General features: G+C 69.0%; 17 protein-coding genes and 1 other RNA gene. 3 read left to right on the top strand and 15 right to left on the bottom strand.

The window, feature by feature from the left end:
- Nucleotide 1: 1 nt before the first annotated feature.
- The 11 genes from ftsW to rnpB form a co-directional block, all read right to left on the bottom strand.
- Nucleotides 2-1,174: a putative lipid II flippase FtsW gene (ftsW, locus tag Q0V34_RS05525; protein ID WP_297508962.1), complete on the bottom strand. Its 1,173-nt coding sequence runs from the start codon at nucleotides 1,172-1,174 to the stop codon at nucleotides 2-4.
- Between the two features lie 106 nt (nucleotides 1,175-1,280).
- A complete protein-coding gene (locus tag Q0V34_RS05520; RefSeq protein WP_297508959.1) occupies nucleotides 1,281-2,417 on the bottom strand; it encodes a glycosyltransferase in 1,137 nt (378 codons plus the stop codon).
- A gap of 185 nt (nucleotides 2,418-2,602) precedes the next feature.
- Nucleotides 2,603-4,018 carry a UDP-N-acetylmuramoyl-L-alanine--D-glutamate ligase gene (gene murD / locus Q0V34_RS05515; RefSeq protein WP_297508956.1) on the bottom strand — a complete coding sequence of 472 codons (1,416 nt, stop codon included), beginning with the start codon at nucleotides 4,016-4,018 and terminating at the stop codon, nucleotides 2,603-2,605.
- Nucleotides 4,019-4,032: 14 nt separating this feature from the next.
- On the bottom strand, nucleotides 4,033-5,145 hold the full coding sequence (mraY, locus tag Q0V34_RS05510) for a phospho-N-acetylmuramoyl-pentapeptide-transferase (protein ID WP_297508952.1): 1,113 nt from the start codon (nucleotides 5,143-5,145) through the stop codon (nucleotides 4,033-4,035).
- A complete protein-coding gene (gene murF / locus Q0V34_RS05505; RefSeq protein ID WP_297508949.1) occupies nucleotides 5,145-6,536 on the bottom strand; it encodes a UDP-N-acetylmuramoyl-tripeptide--D-alanyl-D-alanine ligase in 1,392 nt (463 codons plus the stop codon). Before murF ends, mraY begins: the two co-directional genes overlap by 1 nt.
- Nucleotides 6,529-7,989 (bottom strand): UDP-N-acetylmuramoyl-L-alanyl-D-glutamate--2,6-diaminopimelate ligase, encoded by a 1,461-nt coding sequence (locus Q0V34_RS05500; protein WP_297508946.1) that lies wholly within the window; start codon nucleotides 7,987-7,989, stop codon nucleotides 6,529-6,531. Before Q0V34_RS05500 ends, murF begins: the two co-directional genes overlap by 8 nt.
- Nucleotides 7,986-9,755, bottom strand: a complete 1,770-nt coding sequence (locus Q0V34_RS05495; protein ID WP_297508943.1) for a penicillin-binding protein 2 — start codon at nucleotides 9,753-9,755, stop codon at nucleotides 7,986-7,988. Before Q0V34_RS05495 ends, Q0V34_RS05500 begins: the two co-directional genes overlap by 4 nt.
- The gene (locus tag Q0V34_RS05490; RefSeq protein WP_297508940.1) at nucleotides 9,752-10,216 is read right to left on the bottom strand and encodes a cell division protein; all 465 of its coding nucleotides are present in this window, start codon (nucleotides 10,214-10,216) and stop codon (nucleotides 9,752-9,754) included. Before Q0V34_RS05490 ends, Q0V34_RS05495 begins: the two co-directional genes overlap by 4 nt.
- Complete coding sequence (rsmH, locus tag Q0V34_RS05485) at nucleotides 10,213-11,148, bottom strand: 16S rRNA (cytosine(1402)-N(4))-methyltransferase RsmH (RefSeq protein ID WP_297508937.1); 936 nt, start codon at nucleotides 11,146-11,148, stop codon at nucleotides 10,213-10,215. Before rsmH ends, Q0V34_RS05490 begins: the two co-directional genes overlap by 4 nt.
- Nucleotides 11,145-11,612, bottom strand: coding sequence for a division/cell wall cluster transcriptional repressor MraZ (locus Q0V34_RS05480; protein WP_297508935.1), 468 nt, complete (start codon nucleotides 11,610-11,612; stop codon nucleotides 11,145-11,147). The genes rsmH and Q0V34_RS05480 overlap by 4 nt, the downstream gene beginning before the upstream one ends.
- A gap of 342 nt (nucleotides 11,613-11,954) precedes the next feature.
- Nucleotides 11,955-12,335, bottom strand: an RNA gene (rnpB, locus tag Q0V34_RS05475) — RNase P RNA component class A.
- A gap of 94 nt (nucleotides 12,336-12,429) precedes the next feature.
- Here rnpB and Q0V34_RS05470 point away from each other — a divergent pair.
- Nucleotides 12,430-12,675 carry a type II toxin-antitoxin system Phd/YefM family antitoxin gene (locus tag Q0V34_RS05470; protein WP_297508933.1) on the top strand — a complete coding sequence of 82 codons (246 nt, stop codon included), beginning with the start codon at nucleotides 12,430-12,432 and terminating at the stop codon, nucleotides 12,673-12,675.
- Nucleotides 12,672-13,058 (top strand): type II toxin-antitoxin system VapC family toxin, encoded by a 387-nt coding sequence (locus Q0V34_RS05465; RefSeq protein WP_297508929.1) that lies wholly within the window; start codon nucleotides 12,672-12,674, stop codon nucleotides 13,056-13,058. Before Q0V34_RS05470 ends, Q0V34_RS05465 begins: the two co-directional genes overlap by 4 nt.
- On the opposite strand, the gene Q0V34_RS05460 is transcribed toward Q0V34_RS05465, so the two are convergent.
- The 3 genes from Q0V34_RS05460 to Q0V34_RS05450 are packed head-to-tail and all read right to left on the bottom strand — an operon-like array spanning nucleotide 13,055 to nucleotide 15,275.
- Complete coding sequence (locus Q0V34_RS05460) at nucleotides 13,055-13,657, bottom strand: FMN-binding negative transcriptional regulator (RefSeq protein ID WP_297508926.1); 603 nt, start codon at nucleotides 13,655-13,657, stop codon at nucleotides 13,055-13,057. The genes Q0V34_RS05465 and Q0V34_RS05460 overlap by 4 nt on opposite strands.
- Complete coding sequence (locus Q0V34_RS05455; RefSeq protein ID WP_297508923.1) at nucleotides 13,657-14,385, bottom strand: N-acetylmuramoyl-L-alanine amidase; 729 nt, start codon at nucleotides 14,383-14,385, stop codon at nucleotides 13,657-13,659. The genes Q0V34_RS05460 and Q0V34_RS05455 overlap by 1 nt, the downstream gene beginning before the upstream one ends.
- Entirely contained in the window at nucleotides 14,382-15,275 is an 894-nt protein-coding gene (locus Q0V34_RS05450; protein ID WP_297508920.1) for a DMT family transporter, read from the bottom strand. The genes Q0V34_RS05455 and Q0V34_RS05450 overlap by 4 nt, the downstream gene beginning before the upstream one ends.
- Nucleotides 15,276-15,452: 177 nt before the next feature.
- On the opposite strand from Q0V34_RS05450, the gene Q0V34_RS05445 reads away from it, so the two are divergent.
- Nucleotides 15,453-16,940, top strand: coding sequence for an NAD(P)/FAD-dependent oxidoreductase (locus tag Q0V34_RS05445; RefSeq protein WP_297508917.1), 1,488 nt, complete (start codon nucleotides 15,453-15,455; stop codon nucleotides 16,938-16,940).
- Between the two features lie 488 nt (nucleotides 16,941-17,428).
- Here Q0V34_RS05445 and Q0V34_RS05440 read toward each other — a convergent pair whose 3' ends face one another.
- The gene (locus Q0V34_RS05440) at nucleotides 17,429-18,025 is read right to left on the bottom strand and encodes a DUF3052 domain-containing protein (RefSeq protein ID WP_297508914.1); all 597 of its coding nucleotides are present in this window, start codon (nucleotides 18,023-18,025) and stop codon (nucleotides 17,429-17,431) included.
- Nucleotide 18,026: the final 1 nt, after the last annotated feature.

The following is an 18,026-nucleotide window of genomic DNA, read 5'->3' as shown; positions in this document are numbered from 1 at the left end:
CTCAGGCGTAGGCGCCGTCGAGGCCGAACTCGCCCGAAGCGCCATAGGCGCCGGGGCGCTTGCGCACCAAGGCCAGGGCCATGCCCAGCGTCAAACCCATCGCGAGCATCGAAGAGCCCCCGTAACTGATGAACGGAAGCGTCATGCCCTTGGTCGGGATCATGTTCAAGTTCACGGCGATATTGATGATGGCCTGTTGTCCCACCAGGACGAACAAACCGGCCGCCGCGACCTGTTCGAACGGGTCGTTCAGCTTCATGGCCTTGTAGAGCCCGCGCACCACCAGGAAGGCGAACAGGCCGATCAGGATCCACGAGAAGATCAGGCCGTACTCCTCGGCCGCCACCGAATAGATGAAGTCGGTGTGCAGGTCGGGCACGTGGCGCTTCATGACGCCCTCGCCCGGCCCCCGGCCGAACAGGCCGCCGGCGCGGATGGCCTCGGCGGCGCGGGTCACCTGGTGGGTGTCGGCCTGGTCGGGGCTGAGGAACTTCTGCACCCGGGCGTGCACGTGGTCGAACAGGAAATAGGTCGAGCCCAGCCCCGCCAGGGCCACCGCGCCCAGGCCCATGATCCACGAGATCGGCACCCCGGCCATCCAGAACGCCGCGCCGAAGGCGATGGTGATCAGCACCGTCTGGCCGACGTCGGGCTGGATCAGCAGCAGCCCCACGGCGATGAAATAGAGCAGGAAGGCGATCGAGACGCCGGGCACGCCCTCGCCCTTCTGGCCCTCGGCGAACATCCACGAGACCAGCACGATCAGGGCCGGCTTCATGAATTCGGAGGGTTGCAGGGTGAAGCCGCCGAACTGCAGCCAGCGCGTGGCGCCCTTGGCGTTGTGGCCGATGAACGGCAAGGCGATCATGATCGCGATCGCCACGATGTAGATGAAGAACGCCGCCCGCCGGATGCCGCGCGGCGACAGCATCGACACCGCCAGCATCAGCACAGACGAGGCCGTGGCGAAGAAGCACATGCGCACGGCGAAGTGGAACTGATCCTCGATGCCGATCCGCTGGGCCGCGGCCGGGCTCGACGCGAACGACAGCAGCATGCCCAGGATCGCCAGCAGCGCCGTCGCGCCCAGCAGCCAGCGATCGGTGGTCCACCACCAGATGCCGAGCGCGGTGCGGTCGGTGCGAGCGAAGGCGTGGGTCGCGTTGGTGGCCATGGCCGGAGAGTCGGACTCCAGAGTTAATCAAAGCTTGCGGCGAGGGTCTTTAAGTCCGCGTCCCGGTCCCGAAAAGCGGCTCGATCGTCGCGGGTTCCGATCGTCGTCAGCGGTGAGCCGCGACGGCGCCCATCAGCTCGAGATAGGCCTTGCCCGAGCGCTCGATCGTGAAGCGGCGGGCTTGGGCGCGCATCGCCTCGACCTCGCGCGGGCGATCGGGGGCGCGCTGCATGGCCCGGGCCAAGGCGGCGACGTCGCCGGGGGGCGTCAGTTCGCCCAGCCGGCCGCGATCCAGAAGCTCGCCCATGCTGACGCAGCAGTCGGTGGCGACGATGGGCGTCCCGGCCGCCAGGGCCTCGATCACCACGGCGGGCACGCCCTCGTATTTGGAGGACAGCACGAAGGCGTCGGCGCGACCGAGCCACTTGGACGTATCGACGACATGGCCGACGAGCTCGACCTGGCTGGCGACGCCGAGCGTCTCGATCAGGGTCTCGAGCCGTCGGCGCTCGGGCCCCTCCCCCAGGATCACGAGCCGGTCGCTGGGTCCGGCGAAGCTGGCGAAGGCGCGGATCAGCAGCGCGAAATCCTTCTGCGGGTTCAAGCGCCCCACGCCCAGGAAGAGGCGCGCGTCGGCCCGCCGGGGCGCCGGCGCGGTCGCCGGAATGTCGGCCTCGCTGATCGCCGGGTCCTCGACGATGGCCACCCGCTCCGGCGGGACTCCCAGCGCCGTGATCAGCTCGGGCCGCATCGCCTCGGCCATGCCGACGAAGCGTTCGATGTGGCGGGCCTGGATCCTCAGCCACAGCCGATAGAGCGTCGCCATCCAGGGCGAGAAGTCGTCGCGATCCAGGCTGTTGCTGATCTTGCAGACCGTCGGCGGGCAGCGCCGACCCAGCAGCAGCCGCACCAGCACGGCGACAATCACATAGGTATTGCCAGGGCAGAACAGGACATCGGGCTTCTCGCGCCGGATCATGGCGATCAGGTGCGGGACCATCCAGACCGACTCGAAGGCCGCCGCCGGGGCGAACGGCGGGGCATAGAGATAGCGGACGGCGGCGGGCGCCTCGATGCTCAGCGGCCCGCCCTCGCGGCCCATCACGGCGACGACGTCGCACCCCGCCTCGGCCCAGGCGCCGGCCAGCCGCAGCGCCACGCGCTCGACGCCGCCCGCCGCGAAGCTGTGCAGATAGGTCATGATCTTGAGACGACCCGGCCCGGACGCGCGCGCGCCGGTCACGGCGACCTCGGGCGGCGACTCGGCGCACCCTTCGAGACCCTCGCGAAATAGGCGATCAGAGACCAGCACCCCTCACGGCCCTTCCACGCTGTTGACCGTTCTTAGCCGGTAGCGTGTGACAGAATTGTGCTCGGGATCGGCTTTGACCAGCGTCCACGACCTTTCCGCGTGCTGACGAGTAAAATCTAGGCGACCGCCGCCTTGCCGCCTCGGGTCGTCAGGCCGTTCACCGCGGCCCGGAAGGCCTCGCCCCGCGCCTCGAAGTCGCTGAACTGGTCGAACGAGGCGCAGGCCGGCGACAGAAGCACGATGGCGTCCTCGCCGCTGGCGGCGGCGTCGGCATAGGCCTGCCGCACGGCCTTCTCCAAGGTCCCGCTCATCTTGACCTCGGCCTTGCCGGCCAGGGTGACGGCGAAGGCGTCCGCCGCCTCGCCGATCAGATAGGCCGTGGCGACGCGCGGGAAGAGATCCTTGAGCTCCTCGATGCCGCCGGCCTTCGCGACCCCGCCGGCGATCCAGTAGAACTTGGGATAGCTGGACATCGCCTGGCGCGCGGCGTCGGCGTTGGTGGCCTTGCTGTCGTTGACGAAGCGGACCTTGCCGATCTTGCCGACCGTCTCCATCCGGTGAGCCAGGCCCGGGAAGGTCATCAGCCCTTCCACCGCGTCGCTGGCCGGAATGCCGATCGCCCGCGCCGCGGCGTAGGCGGCGGCGGCGTTCTGCCAGTTGTGCCGGCCCGGCAGGCTGCGGGCGCGCAGCAGGTCGGCCATCTCGACCACGCGCTCGCCGGTGGCGTCATAGAGCACGCCCTGCAGCGCGTAGACGCCCCGGCCCATCGCCTTGCCGGCGCTGATCGGCCAGATGGTCCGGCGATTGGCGGCGGTGATCTCGGTGCAGATCTGCTGACACCAGGGATCGTCGACCCCGATGATCGCCGTGTCGCCCTTGGTCTGGTTCAGGAAGATTCGGCGCTTGGCGGCGACATAGCCCTCCATGCCGCCGTGACGGTCCAGGTGGTCGGGCGAGATGTTCAGCAGCACCGTGGCGTCGGCCTTCAGGCTGGAGGTCAGGTCCAGCTGGTAGGACGACAGCTCCAGCACGTAGACCGCGCCGCCGTGCATGTCCTCCAGACCCAGGACCCCGAGGCCGATATTGCCGCCGACCCGCGTGTCGCGGCCGGCCGAGGCGCAGAGGTGGCCGATCAGGGCCGTGGTCGTCGACTTGCCGTTGGTGCCGGTGATGGCGATGATCTTCGGGCGCTTATGCACCGGCGCGGCGTTGACCGTGCGGGCGAAGAGCTCGACGTCGCCCAGGATCTCGACGCCCGCGGCCTTGGCCTTGTCGACGGTCCAGTGCGGCTTCGGGTGGGTCAGCGGCACGCCCGGCGACAGCATCAGGGCGGCGAACTGGCTCCAGTCGGCGGCCTGCAGATCGACCAGCGGGAAGCCCTCGGCGGCGGCGGCCTCGCGGCTGGCCGGCTTCTCGTCCCACAGGGCGACCTTCGCCCCGCCCGCGATCAAGGCGCGCGCCGCCGTCAGGCCGGTGCGGCCCAGGCCGAACACCGCGACGGTCTTGTCCTCGAAACCACGGACCGGGATCATCGGCGCGCCTCCCCTTACCGCAGCTTCAGGGTGGCGAGGCCGACGAAGGCCAGGATCATCGACACGATCCAGAACCGGATCACGACGGTGGACTCGGCCCAGCCCAGCTTCTCGAAATGGTGGTGGATCGGCGCCATCAGGAAGACCCGCTTGCCGGTCTTCTTGAAGTAGGCGACCTGGATCATCACGCTCAGCGCCTCGGCCACGAACAGGCCGCCGACGATGCCCAGAACGAGCTCGTGCTTGGCGCACACGGCGATCGCGCCCAGCGCGCCGCCCAGGGCCAGCGAGCCGGTGTCGCCCATGAAGATCTTGGCCGGCGGGGCGTTGTACCAGAGGAAGCCCATGCCCCCGCCGATGATCGCGCCGCACAGCACCGCCAGCTCGCCGACACCCGGCGCGAAGTGCAGGTTCAGATAGTCGGCGAACTTGTAGTTGCCGACGAGGTAGGCGATCAGGCCGAAGGTCGAGGCCGCGAACATCACCGGCACGATGGCCAGGCCGTCGAGGCCGTCGGTCAGGTTCACCGCGTTGGAGAAGCCGGCGATCGTCACCGCGGCGAAGGCCACGTAGAACCAGCCCAGATTGATCACCAGCGCCTTGAAGATCGGGAAGACCACGCTGGTCTCCATGCCCGGCGTCATCGGCGACTTGGGCGCGAACAGGATCAGGATCACGGTGGCGATGATCGCCACGATGAACTGCGCCACCAGCTTCTGGCCGCTGGAGAGGCCCGCCGTGGTCTGCTTGGTGACCTTGGCGTAGTCGTCCATGAAGCCCAGCACGCCGTAGCTGCCGGTGACCAGCAGCACGACCCAGACGTGGATGTTGCGCAGGTCGGCCCACAGCAGGGCGCCGACGAACAGGCCGGCCAGGATCATGAAGCCGCCCATGGTGGGCGTGCCGGCTTTCTCGGTGACGTGGCGGGCGATGCCGTCGGTGCGGATCGGCTGGCCCTTGCCCTGCCTGGCCTTCATCCAGCGGATGAAGCGCGAGCCCATGGCCACCGCGACGATATAGGCCGTCAGCATCGCCATGCCGGACCGGAAGGTCAGGTACTTGAGCAGATTCAGCAGCGGCACGTGCTCGGACGAGCGCGCCAGCCATTCGTACAGGAAGTACAGCATCAGCCCTGTTCCCCACGGTCGAGCGCCGCCAGGGCCTGGGCTAGAAGCCCCGCCTTGGATCCGTTCGACCCCTTCACCATCACCACGTCACCAGGCCGGATGGCCCCCGCCAGCGGCGCCGTTAACTTTTCGGTAACCTCCGCGTAGCCGCCCCGCCGAGTCGGCGGAAGCGCCTCCCACAGCGATTTCATGTGGACGCCCGCGAGAAAAACGAGATCGACGTTCGCCCGCGCGATCGGCTCCGCAAGCTCGGCGTGAAACCGCCCGCTGTCCTCGCCCAGTTCGAGCATGTCGGTCAGGACGACGACGCGCCGCCCCTCGACCTTGCGAGCGCCGAGGGTCGTCAGGGCCGCCTGCATCGACACCGGATTGGCGTTATAGCTCTCGTCGACCAAGGTGAAGGCGCCGCCCTCGACGCGGATCGTCTTCTCCGCGCCCCGGCCCTCGATCGGCGCGAAACCGGCCAGGGCGGTCAGCGCCGTCTTGCGCGGCACGTCCAGCGCTTCCAGCATCAGCAGCACGCAGAGGCTGTTGGGGCCCCAGTGGACGCCGGACTGGAGGAGCGAGAACTCGACGGGCTCGCCGCGAAGAACAGCCCTAACCACCGATCCGCCGACGAGATCAGGGGAAAAGGAGAGCAGTTGAGCCGTACAGTCGGGAGATGATCCAAAGCTCCAGACCGTGGCGCCGGCCTTCTCAGCCTCGCCCTTCAGGAACTCGAACCAGCGGTTATCCGCGTTCAGCACCGCGATCCCGCCCGGCTCCAGCCCGGCGAGGATCTCGGCCTTGGCGCGCGCCACCCCGGCCTCGCCGTCGGCGAAGTTCTCGATATGCACCGGCCCCACGGTCGTGATCGCCACCGCGTGCGGACGGACGAAGCCCGACAGCGGCGTGATCTCGCCGGCGTGGTTCATGCCCACCTCGAAGACCGCGCGCTGGGTGTCGCGCGGCATCCGGGCCAGGGTCAGCGGCACGCCGATGTGGTTGTTGTAGCTCTTGACCGAGGCGTGGGCCTTGCCCGCCAGGCGCAGGCCCGCCTCGATGGCGCGGGTGACGCTGGTCTTGCCGACAGAGCCGGTCACCGCCCCGCGCCGGCATTGGGGCGCGCGGTCGCGGGCGGCGACGCCGAGGGCTTCCAGGGCCTTGAAGGTGTCCTCGACCATGACGGCCGGGGCCGCGACCGCCTTGGCCGCCAGCACGCCGGCCGCGCCGTTCGCCACGGCTTGCGGGACGAAGTCGTGCCCGTCCCGCGCGCCGACCAACGGCACGAAGAGATCGCCCGGCTCGACCGTGCGGGTGTCGATCGACACGCCGGTGACGGCGAAGTCGGCGGCGACCCGGCCGCCAGTTGCCTTAGCGATCTCGTCGGCGGTCCACAGCGCGTCAGGCATCGACGCCCTCCAGCGCTCGCAGCGTCTCGGCCACGTCGTCAAACGGGTGGACGACGCCGGCGACGATCTGGCCCTGCTCGTGGCCCTTGCCGGCGATGACCAGCACGTCGCCCTCGACCATGAGGTCGACGGCGGCCCGGATCGCGGCGCGGCGGTCGCCGATCTCGCGCGCGCCCGGCGCGGCTTCGAGAATGGCGGCGCGGATCGCGGCGGGATCCTCCGAGCGCGGATTGTCATCGGTGACGATGGCGATATCGGCCAGGCGCGCGGCGATGGCCCCCATCAGCGGTCGCTTGCCCCGGTCGCGGTCGCCGCCGGCGCCGAATACGGCGATCAGCTTGCCGGCGGTGTGCGGCCGCAGCGCTTCCAGCACCGTCTGCAGGCCGTCGGGCGTGTGCGCGTAGTCGACATAGGCCTCGCCCCCGCGCGGCCCACGGCCAACACGTTGAAGACGTCCGGCCGCCCCTTCCAGGCTCTCCAGCGCCTTCAGCACCCGAGCGGCCTCCTCGCCGGCCGCGATGCACAGGCCCGCGGCGACCAGCACGTTCGAGGCCTGGAAGGCGCCGGCCAGCGGCAGCTTGATCCGGTGAACAGCGCCATCGGCCTCGACGACCAGGTCCTGGCCGGCCGGGGTCGGCGCGCGCGAGATCAGCCGCAGGCCCTGGCCGTCCTCGCCGACCGAGAACACGCTCTGACCCGAGGTCACCGCCGCGGCGGCGAAGGTCGGGAACGCGTCGCTGTCGGCGTTCAGCACGGCCGTCGCGCCCGGCGGCGTCAGGGTGTCGAACAGGCGCAGCTTGGCCGCGCGATAAGCCTCCATCGAGCCGTGATAGTCGAGGTGGTCCTGGGTGAAGTTGGTGAAGCCCGCCGCGCGCAGCTTGACCCCATCCACCCGGCGCTGGTCCACGCCGTGCGAGCTGGCCTCCAGCGCCAGATGGGTCACGCCCATGTCGGCCAGGCGGGCGATCATCTCGGCCACGTCGCCGGCGTCCGGCGTGGTCAGGCCCGGCGGGGTCAGTTGCTGGTCCGGCTGGCCCGCCTCGCTCACCACGACGCCCAGGGTGCCCATGCTGGCGGCCTTGTGGCCGAGGCGCGCGAAGATCTGGCGACAGAAGCCGGCCACCGAGGTCTTGCCGTTGGTGCCGGTGACGGCCACGCACATCGAGGGCTGCTTGCCCCAGAACGCGGCGGAGGCCAGGGCGTAGGCGCGGCGGGCGTCCTCGGAGCGCACCACCGGCACACCCAGACCTTCCAGGCCGCCCTCGGGCGCCAGGATGGCGGCCGCGCCTTGGGCGACCGCGCCGGCGGCGAAGTCGCGACCGTCGACCTTGGTCCCCGGCAAGGCGGCGAACAGCCAGCCGGCCGTGACCTTGCGGCTGTCGGCCGTGACTCCGGCGATCACCGGATCCTCGGCGAAGGGGCGATTGAACAGTTCCGACAGCCGCCTCGTCACAGTCCCGCCTCCGCTCCGGTCTTCTTGGGCGAACTGGCGAGGGTCACCAGTTCGGTCTTGCGCCGCACGCCCAGGAACGGCGCGATGCGTTCGATCACCCGGCCCGCCGCCGGCGCGGCCACGAAGCCGCCCGTCGAGAAGCCGGAGGTCTTGGCCGTCCCGTGCGGCTCGTCCAGCAGGATCAGCACGAAATAGCGATCCGCCTCCGGTCCGCCGTCGGTCGGGAAGGTCGAGGCGAACGAGGAGACCTGGCGCTGGTGGTTGTAGCCCCGGATCGCCGGGTCGTACTTCTCGCCGGTGCCGGTCTTGCCGCCGACCGACAGCCCTGGCACGTCGGCCCTCCCGCCGCTGCCGCCCTCGCCCGGAATGACGTTGGCGCGCATGATCTTCAGCATCTCGGCCGAGGTGCTTTCCGACAGCACCCGCTTGCCTTCGGGGCGCACGCCCGGCGGCATCTTCTTGATGGTCAGCGGCAGCAGCTCGCCGCCGTTCAGCAGCGCGCCCATCGCCTGGGCCAGGGCCAGGGGGCTGACGTTCATGCCGTGGCCGAACGAGGTCGAGGCCACCGCGTCCTGGTCCCACTTGCGCGGGGTCAGGGGCCGCGCCGACTCCAGCAACTCGACCTTGGCCGGCTTGGTCAGGCCCAGGGCGGTGAAGTAGTGGGACAGGCGATCGCCGCCGATCTTCTCGGCCAGCATGGCGGTGCCGATGTTGGACGAGTGCTTGAACACCTCGACCAGGGTCAGGATGGCCTTGGCCGCGTGGAAGTCGGTGATGGTGCGATAGCCCAGCTTGAACGGCTGTCGTGCGTCGAAGGTCGAGGCGGGGGTGGCGACGCCCGTGTCCAGACCGATCGCGACCGTGAAGCTCTTGAACGTCGAGCCCATCTCGTACACCGCGGCGGCGGCGCGGTTCAGGCGCTGGTCGTCGGTGGCCTCGCCGGCCTTGTTGGCGTCGTAGTCCGGCCAGCTGGCCAGGCCCAGGATCTCGCCGGTGTGGACATTGGTGACCACGCCCACGCCGCCCTTGGGCGTGAACTCCTCGCAGGCCTGCCGCAACTCGTCCTCCAGCGCGGCCTGCACGCGGACGTCGATGGACAGCTGGGTCGGACCGCCCTCGCCGCCGGCGGCCTTACGGATCGGATCGTCCAGCGCGCGCTCGGCGCCGGCCAGACCCTTGCCGCCGCTGTCGACGAAGCCGATCAGGTGGGCGGCGGTCGGCCCCAGCGGGTACATCCGCCGCTCCTGCTCCTCGAACGAGATGCCCGGCAGGCCCAGGTTGAAGATGGCGTCCTTCTCGTCGGGCGTCAGGCCGCCCAGCACGAAGGCCCGGTGTTCGCCGAAGATCGCCTTGTCCAAGCGCTTGGCCGGGACCTGCGGCAGCGCCTTGCCCAGGGCGCGGCGCGTCTCCTTCAAGTCCCAGATTTCCTTGGGATCGACATAGAGCGCGTAGTGGGCCAGGTCGACGGCCAGCAGCTTGCCGTTCCGGTCGATCACGTCGCCCCGCGCGCCGTCCGCGCCTTGCGCATAGCCGCCGCCCTTGCCGGCGTCGGAGAACAGGGCCGCCCAGCCGGCGCCCAGCGCGACGCCGACGAAGCACAGCGAGAAGAAGCCCATCACCAGGAAGATGCGGATGCGGGTGTCGTCCTCGGGCCTGGCGGCGGCGCGCGAGCGCTCGAAGGCGTGCTCCAGCCGCCAGACGCGCTCGATGATCCACCGCCAGATCGCGGGCTGGAAGCCGCCGGGACCAAGGTTGGAGAGGCTCATCGCGGCGCCTGCGGAGCTTGCGGCGGCGGCGGAGGCGGCGGCGGCGGGATCGCCGCGTCCTCGGGCACGGCCTCGGGAGCGTCGGCGGCCAAGGCCGCCTCGGGCGAGACCGGGGCGGCGGCGACCGGCGCGCGGGGCAATTCGCGGCGGCGGGCGACGTCGATCAGGGCGTCCTCGGTGATCTCGTGATCCGGCGCGATCGGCTTGAGGTTCATCATCCGCGCCAGCGCCTCGATGCGGCGAGGCTGTTCCAGGTGGGCCACCTCGGCCTCGAGCAGGCGCTTGCGCACGCCCTCGTCGGCGATCTCCTGCTCGATATGACTGATCTCCTGGCGCTCGCGACCGGCGAAGGTCTTGGCCAGGTAGACGCCGGTCACCAGGGTCAGCAGGATGCCCAGCCCCGCGACCTCGACGACGCGGAAGCCGCGGACGCGGCGGTTGAACAGGCCGACGGCGGTCACGCGGCGGCCTCCCAGACGGGGGCGGCGGTGCGGACGGCGGCGCGCAGCTTCGACGAGCGCGCGCGGGGATTGACGGCCAGCTCCGCCTCGCCCGGCGCGATCGCCTTGTTCGAGATCAGCTGGAAGCTGGGCGCGGCGCCCGCCGCCACCGGCGGGGCGTGGCGCGAGCCGCCGGGCGTCCTGCCGGCCCGCTCGGTCAGGAACGCCTTGACGATCCGGTCCTCCAGCGAATGGAAGGTGACGACCACCAGGCGCCCGCCCGGCTTCAACACCCGTTCGGCCGCCACGAGGCCCGCCTCGAGTTCCGCGAGCTCGTCATTGACCGCGATCCGCAGCCCCTGGAACGAGCGGGTCGCCGGATGGACCTTGGCGCCCTTGCGCCCGCCGACGGCCTTCTCGATCACTTCGGCGAGGTCCAGCGTCGTGGCGAACGGCCGCTCCTCGCGGCGGCGGACGATGAAGCTGGCGATGCGACGCGAGGCGTGCTCCTCGCCGTAAACATAGAGGATCCGCGCCAGCTCGGCCTGGTCCAGCGTGTTGACGAGGTCGGCGGCGGTCGGACCCGCATCCCCCATCCGCATGTCCAGCGGCCCGTCGCGCATGAACGAGAAGCCGCGCTCGGCCTGATCCAACTGCATCGACGAAACGCCGAGGTCCAGCATCACCCCGTCGACGCTTTCGGGTCCCAGCTCGTCGAGCATTTCGGAGAACCGGGCTTGCACCAGGCGGAAGCGGTCGGCCGGCAGGTCCTCGGCGAAACGCTTGACGGTGGGGTCGCGGTCGAAGGCCACCACCTTAGCGCCCGCGGCCAGCACTGCGCGGGTGTACCCCCCCGCCCCGAAGGTGCCGTCGACGACCGTCTCGCCAGGCCCCGCGCCAAGGGCCTCGACGACCTCGTCGAGCAGCACCGAGACGTGCGGCGCGGCGCTCAAGAGACGCTCCCGAACTTGGCGACGCGCTGCTGCGCCCGCAGCGCCGCCAGGCCTTCGCGCGCCAGATCGCGCTGCGCCGCGCGGTGGGCCTGGAAGGCCTCGCGGGACCATATCTGGAAACGCTCACCCATACCGACGACGGCCACCCAATCCGTGAGACCGCACATGTCGCACAGGTGGTCGGGCAGGGTAATGCGACCAGCTGTATCAAACGACAGCCGGGCCATGCCGCCCAGCACGCTGGTCTCCAGCGCCGTCCGCGTCGGATCGCCGAACGGCATCTCCTCGATCACGGCCAGGTAACGGTCGAACAACGCTTTTCCGCCAGCCTCCAGGCAGTCGGCCTCGATGGAGGGGAAGCAGAAGATCCCGTCGAACGGGCCGGAAACGGTCGCGCGGAATTCCTGCGGCACAACGATGCGCCGCTTGCTGTCGAGCTGTTTCTCGAACGTCGACAGAAACACGAAGCCGAACCCCGCCAACCCAAGCCGGCCGGCGAGCCCGCACCTCGCCCCGACGCGAATTGGGTTAACATGGGATGAACTGGGAGACAATGACACCAAAGGCCATTTCATCGCGTTTTCAAAGGTGTCGGCGGCATCTCCACTGGGCGTGGCAAGTAATCCACAGAACATACACGGAACTATAGAGGCGGCCTCGTGGGAGGGGGCGGCCCTTCCGATCGAGAGTGAAGATCCTCTTCCCGTGGGAGAGGCGCGGGCGCAGCCGACCGAGAGGGAAGCGGCCGGCTTGGCGCGACTTCCCCCTAAGGCGCTTCGTCCCGCCTCCCCCGCTCGGGGGAGGATGGGACCAGACGGTCTGTAAGCCGGGTTCTGTTCCGCCTCTCGCGAGACGGCGACGATCATTCCTCTAGGCCGGCCATTGCTGGACGGCTCTCGCGACCTACCCGGATCCTCTTAGCCAGTGACGGCCTAGTCGACGCGAGGCCGACGCGGGATCCCTATTCGGTCTTGCTCCAGGCGGGGCTTGCCATGCCGTCCCTGTCGCCAGGTCCGCGGTGGGCTCTTACCCCACCCTTTCACCCTTACCGCCCGCGAACGGGAGGCGGTTTGCTTTCTGTGGCGCTATCCCTGGGATCGCTCCCGGTGGGCGTTACCCACCGCCTTGTCACCGTGGAGCCCGGACTTTCCTCGAACCCGAAGGCTCGCGACCGCCCGACCGTCTGGTCCGGCTTCTCTTTGACCGGGCGACGACGGACGGTCAATTGCCGATTGGATGCAAGTGGACTAAACTAATCGGACTTAGTTCACGGAGCCGACGATGCGGACCGTCAATATCCACCAAGCCAAGACGCACCTCTCGCGCCTGGTCGAACAGGCCGCGGAGGGTGAGAGCTTCATCATAGCCAAGGCCGGCAAGCCCATGGTCAAAGTAGTGCCGTTGGAAGCCGAGCCAGAACGCAAGCCGCAACGCATTGGCTTCATGGAGGGCGAGTACGAGGTCCCGGACGACTTCGATACGATGTTCGCCGACGAGATCCTCGAGATGTTCGAGGGCAAGGATTGATCCTCCTCGCTGATACGCACCTTTTGCTCTGGACGGCGCTGAAACCGAACAGGCTCTCGCCGCTGGCGCGCGAATTGATAGAGTCCGGCGCTAATCAGCCAGCGTTTAGTGTCGTCAGTCTGTGGGAGATCAGCATCAAACGCGCCCAAGGCCGAGAAGATTTCCAGGTCGACCCGAGACGATTGCGACGACGTCTTCTAGAAAATGCTTGGCGCGAATTGCCTATCGACGGTGAACAGGCGGTGATGGCTGGCGAGCTGCCGCCGATTCACAAGGATCCGTTCGATCGGATGTTGCTCGCGCAAGCGATCGTGGAAGGCGCTCAATTGCTGACCGTGGATGGCCAGTTGGCCCGCTATGGCGACCCGGTGGTCAGGGTCTAGGCGCGATCCCGCATCAACCGCGCGATCGGATGCTCGCCCAGGCCCTTCGCCGCCCCAAGCCGATCCGTCTCGCTCTTGTTCTGCGAGACCTTGAACGTGCCCTCCAACCGCTCGACGAACAGCCGCCCGCCCACGATGCCTCGGAGCATGGCCTCGAACTTGCCCGGGCTCATCTTGTCCCGCGTCCAGGGCGGCTTGGGCGCCAGCCGCGCCTCCTCCTGGGCCGAGAGATCGTCCAGCAAGGCGACCAGTTCGGCGTCGCTCAGCACCGCGACCGAACCCTCGGCCTCGACGGACTGGTAGTTCCAGGTGGGGACCTGGTCGGCGCTCTCGTACCAGTCGGGGCTGACATAGGCGTCCGGGCCGCTCGCCAGCGCCACCGCCCGGAAGCCCTGCACCAGATGCGGCGCCAGCGCGTTGCCGCGCGACAGGTGGAAGTCGAGGGCGACCTCGCCGGATATGTCGCGGATCACGACCGGCGCCTGGGCGACCAGCGGGCGGCCGCCGACGCCGGCGGCGATCGTCACGAACGGATGGGCCTGGATGAAGTCCAGCAGAACCGCGCGGTCCTCGACGCGAAAGGCCGGGGCCGGGTGCATCAGTCGGCCGCCGCGCGCAGCAGGCCCACGAGGCGCGCCCGCGTCTCGCCGTCGGCGATGCCGTCGAAGCGGCTCTGCAGCCAGTGACGCTGGAACGCCGAGACGACGGTCGTGGTCCATTCGTCGTACTGGCCCGTCGGCGCGCAGTCGAAGCCCAGGCGCGTCAGTCCGGCCTGCAGCGCGAAGACGCCGGTCCCCTCCTCGCCCTGGCCCAGCGGCGCGCCGGGCGACGGCGGCGGCTCGATCCACAGGCCATGGCCGCTCTCGGCCAAGCGCTTCCAGGGAAAGAGCTCGCCCGGATCGATCTTGCGGGCCGGCGCCACATCCGAGTGGCCGAGGATGCGGCTGTCGGCGATCATCCAGCGCGAGCGCACGTCGGCCAGCAGGTTGATCACCGCCGCGATCTGGGCGTCCGGGAACGGGCGATAGCCGAACTCGTGGCCCGGATTGACGATCTCGATGCCGATCGAGGTCGAGTTGATGTCCTTGACGCCCTTCCAGAAGGCGGCGCCCGCGTGCCAGGCGCGGCGCTCCTCGGGCACCAGGCGGAAGATCCGGCCGTCTTCCTCGACGCAATAGTGCGCCGAGACCTTGGCCTCCGGATCGCGCAGGCGCTCGATCGCCGCCTCGCCGGTTTCCATGCCCGTATAGTGCAGGACGATCGTGTCGGGCACGGCCTTGCGGGCGTCGAAGTTCGGCGACGGGGCCTCGAGAATGGACAGGCTCATAGGGCGCGGTTCCGGATCGACATCAGCAAGGGCATGACCTGATTCCGCCGCAGCGCGATGATCAGAACGCCCAGCAGCGCCAGGGCCGCGCCGACGCCCATCCGCAGGTCGAAGTGGTCGTGGGTGACGACGACGCCCATGGCGATGGTCAGAAGCGGCGTCATCAGGGTCAGCGGCGCGATCAGATTGGCCTCGTAGCGTTGGATCAGTCCGTAATAGGCCGTGTGCGCCAGGACCGAAACCACCAGGGCCGAAAACACCACCGCCCCGACGAACGGCCAGCCGGCGTGAAGCCCGGCCGCGACCTGCCCCGGCTCCATCAGCGCGCTCATCGCCGCCAGTGGCCAGAACGACGAAAAGCCGACCCAGGCCTGGAACTGCAGCGGCTTGACGCCCTCGATCTGCTTCATCATCACCGCCCCGAGCGAGCCGGTGAAGGCCGCCGCCACGATCAGCCAGAGGCCCGGCGACAGCTGAAAGCCGTGCGGGCTCCACATCACGACCACGGCGCCCAGCAGGGTTAGGGCGATGCCGACGCCGCGTCGCCAGCGGATGCGCTCGCCCAGCATCAGCACCGACAGCACGGTGGTGAACGGCACGCCCAGCTGGACCACCACCGCCGCGGCCGAGGGCGAGGCAGTCTTGAAGCCCATGAACAGCAACGCGAAATTGCCGCCGCCCATCAGCAGGCCCACCAGCACCATCCGCCAGGTCGGCCGGGGCGCGGGCAACAGCCACGGCAGGGTCAGCACCGCGACCAGCGCGAACCGCACGGCCGCGTAGTACAGCGGCGGCACGCCCCAGTGCGCCACGACCAGCTTGGAGACGATGTTGCTGCCGGCCCAGGCCAGGCAGATCAGGACCAGAAGGCCGAAGTCGCGCAGAGACATGGATCACCGCTTAAGCCCCCGCCCCTTCCGTACGCAATCAAAACCCGCGCACGGCTTCCCCGGCGCGGGGCGTGATGGCGGTTGACGTTCGGTCAAAACGGTCGTTTGTTCCTGAACACTGTTCACCTATCGCCACGGCGGATCAACCGCCGGGCGCCGAACCGGGGCGGAAATCTGATGGACCATGTCGATGTGCTGATTGTCGGCGCCGGCCTTTCCGGGATCGGCGCGGCCTATCACCTGAAGAAGCACTGTCCCGGCAAGACCTACGCGATCCTGGAGGGGCGCGAGGCGATCGGCGGCACCTGGGACCTGTTCCGCTATCCCGGCATCCGGTCGGACAGCGACATGTACACCCTGGGCTATTCGTTCAAGCCGTGGAAGGCGGCCAAGGCCATCGCCGACGGCCCGTCGATCCTGGACTATGTGCGCGAGACCGCGCGCGAGAACGGCATCGACCGTCACATCCGCTTCCAGCACCACGTCAAGCGCGCCAGCTGGTCGTCGGAGACCGCCACCTGGACCGTCGAGGCGACCAAGGTCGACACCGGCGAGACGGTCACGGTGACCTGCGGCTTCCTCTACATGTGCTCGGGCTACTACCGTTATTCGGCCGGCTACACGCCGGACTTCGCGGGGACCGAGCGCTTCAAGGGCCGCATCGTCCACCCGCAGCATTGGCCCGAGGATCTCGACTACGCCGGCAAGAAGGTCGTGGTGATCGGCAGCGGCGCCACCGCCGTCACCCTGGTGCCGGAAATGGCCAAGACCGCCGCTCACGTGGTGATGCTGCAACGCTCGCCGACCTATGTGGTCTCGCGCCCCGCCGAGGACGGGATCGCCAACTGGCTGCGGTCCAAGCTGCCGGCCATGACGGCCTACGGCATCACCCGCTGGAAGAACGTCCTGTTCCAGATGCTGTTCTTCAACCTGGCCCGCAAGAAGCCGGAGAAGACCAAGGAACGGCTGCTGGAGATGGTGCGCGAGCACCTGGGCCCCGACTACGACATCGAGACCCACTTCACCCCGCGCTACAATCCGTGGGACCAGCGGCTGTGCCTGGTGCCGGACGCCGACCTGTTCGACTCGATCAAGGCCGGGACCAGTTCGGTCGTCACCGACCACATCGAGACCTTCACCGAGACGGGCCTGCAGCTGAAGTCCGGCAAGACCCTCGACGCCGACGTGATCGTCACGGCCACGGGCCTGCAGCTCCAACTGCTCAGCGGCATGGAGGTCGTGGTCGACGGCAAGGTCGCCGACCTGTCCCAGTCGATGAGCTACAAGGGCATGATGTTCAGCGACGTGCCGAACCTGGCCTCGGCCTTCGGCTACACCAACGCCAGCTGGACGCTGAAGGCGGATCTGACCTCCGAATATGTCTGTCGGCTGCTGAACCACATGAAGCGCGTCGGCGCCGACTACTGCGTCCCGCGCGTCGATGGCGAGATGGAGGTCGCGCCCTGGCTCGACTTCTCGTCCGGCTACGTCACCCGCTCGATCGGCCAGTTCCCCAAGCAGGGCCTGCGCGCGCCGTGGAAGGTGCACCAGAACTATGCCCTCGACCTGGCGGCGCTGCGCCTGGGCAAGGTCGAGGACGGGGTGATGGAGTTTGGGCGGAAGACCGGGGTCAAGGCGGTCAGCCCCACGAAGGCAGCCGCTTAGATCACTGCCTCCCTGCGCTTACCGTCCTTCGCCGAAAGCTTTCGCGCTGCGACGCGGGGAAATCCATGGGCGACCACTGAAGGCGACCGTCGCCCAAGTCACGCCCGCTCCCGGTGGCAAATGGCTCACTGTCGTGACCTTCAGTCGCGAAGGCGAACAGGTCTACGCAGTCAAATGCGCTCGGCACGAAGCCGAAATCCAGCAGTGCGTGATGGAAGCGGCATCGGCGGCCAAACGGCTTGCGCGATAGGTTCGCTGTGGCTGGTGAGCGGAAGTTCGTGAAGGCTAATTCCCTCCCCCTTAATGGGGGAGGGGTAGGGGTGGGGGTGATGCTGCGGTGGAAGGCGTGCGCGGCCTTACCTCAGCGGGACACCCCCATCCCCAACCCTTCCCCCATCCAGGGGGAAGGGAGAGTCTGACTCGGGTCCGGAGCGGACAGTCAGATCGATGTTCCAGCGTCCGCCAGGCGTTACGCGACGAAGGAACCTCTACCCGCCCTTGCGCCGCACGAACCGCAGCGCCGTGTGCGTCGCCGAGAACGCGCAGACCTTGGTGTCCGAGAACCCCATGCCGCGCGCGGCGGACAGGACATCGGTGTCCTTCAGCGGCGCGCCCTTGCCCTTTTGCGACACCACCCAGATCGCGCCCTTGTCGGCCAGGGCGCCTTTCCAGTCCTCCAGCCGGTCGAGGTCGGCCAGATCCTCGGCGGCCAGGAACAGCAGGTCGACCCCCTCCTCGGCCTCGACCGGCGGGGCTCGCGTCGCGAGCTCCTCAAGGAACGCCTCGTCCTCGACGCCGTCGACAACCACGGTCATGCCGGGCTTGACGCCCAGCTTGTCCAGGCGCGAGGGCGGGTTGAGGATGGCGTGGACCCATTTCTCGGCCTGGCCGGCGTCCAGGGTGAACCGGGTGCCGTCGCTGAGCACCAGGTCGTCGCCCTCGGCGCGGACGTTCTTCAGCGCGTGGCCCTGATAGATTCCGCGGTAGGCGCCGCGGAAGATCAGCTTGGGCGGCTCCCACAGAAGCTTGCCCTCGCTTTCGCCCTCGCTGAGCTGGCCCCAGACGCCGGTGGCTTCCTTGCCCATG

This window comes from uncultured Caulobacter sp., assembly GCF_947036865.1.
In the GTDB taxonomy this organism is placed as follows: Bacteria; Pseudomonadota; Alphaproteobacteria; order Caulobacterales; family Caulobacteraceae; genus Caulobacter.
The sequence above is the reverse complement of the archived record's forward strand: the minus strand, read 5'-3'. Positions and strand labels throughout refer to the sequence as shown.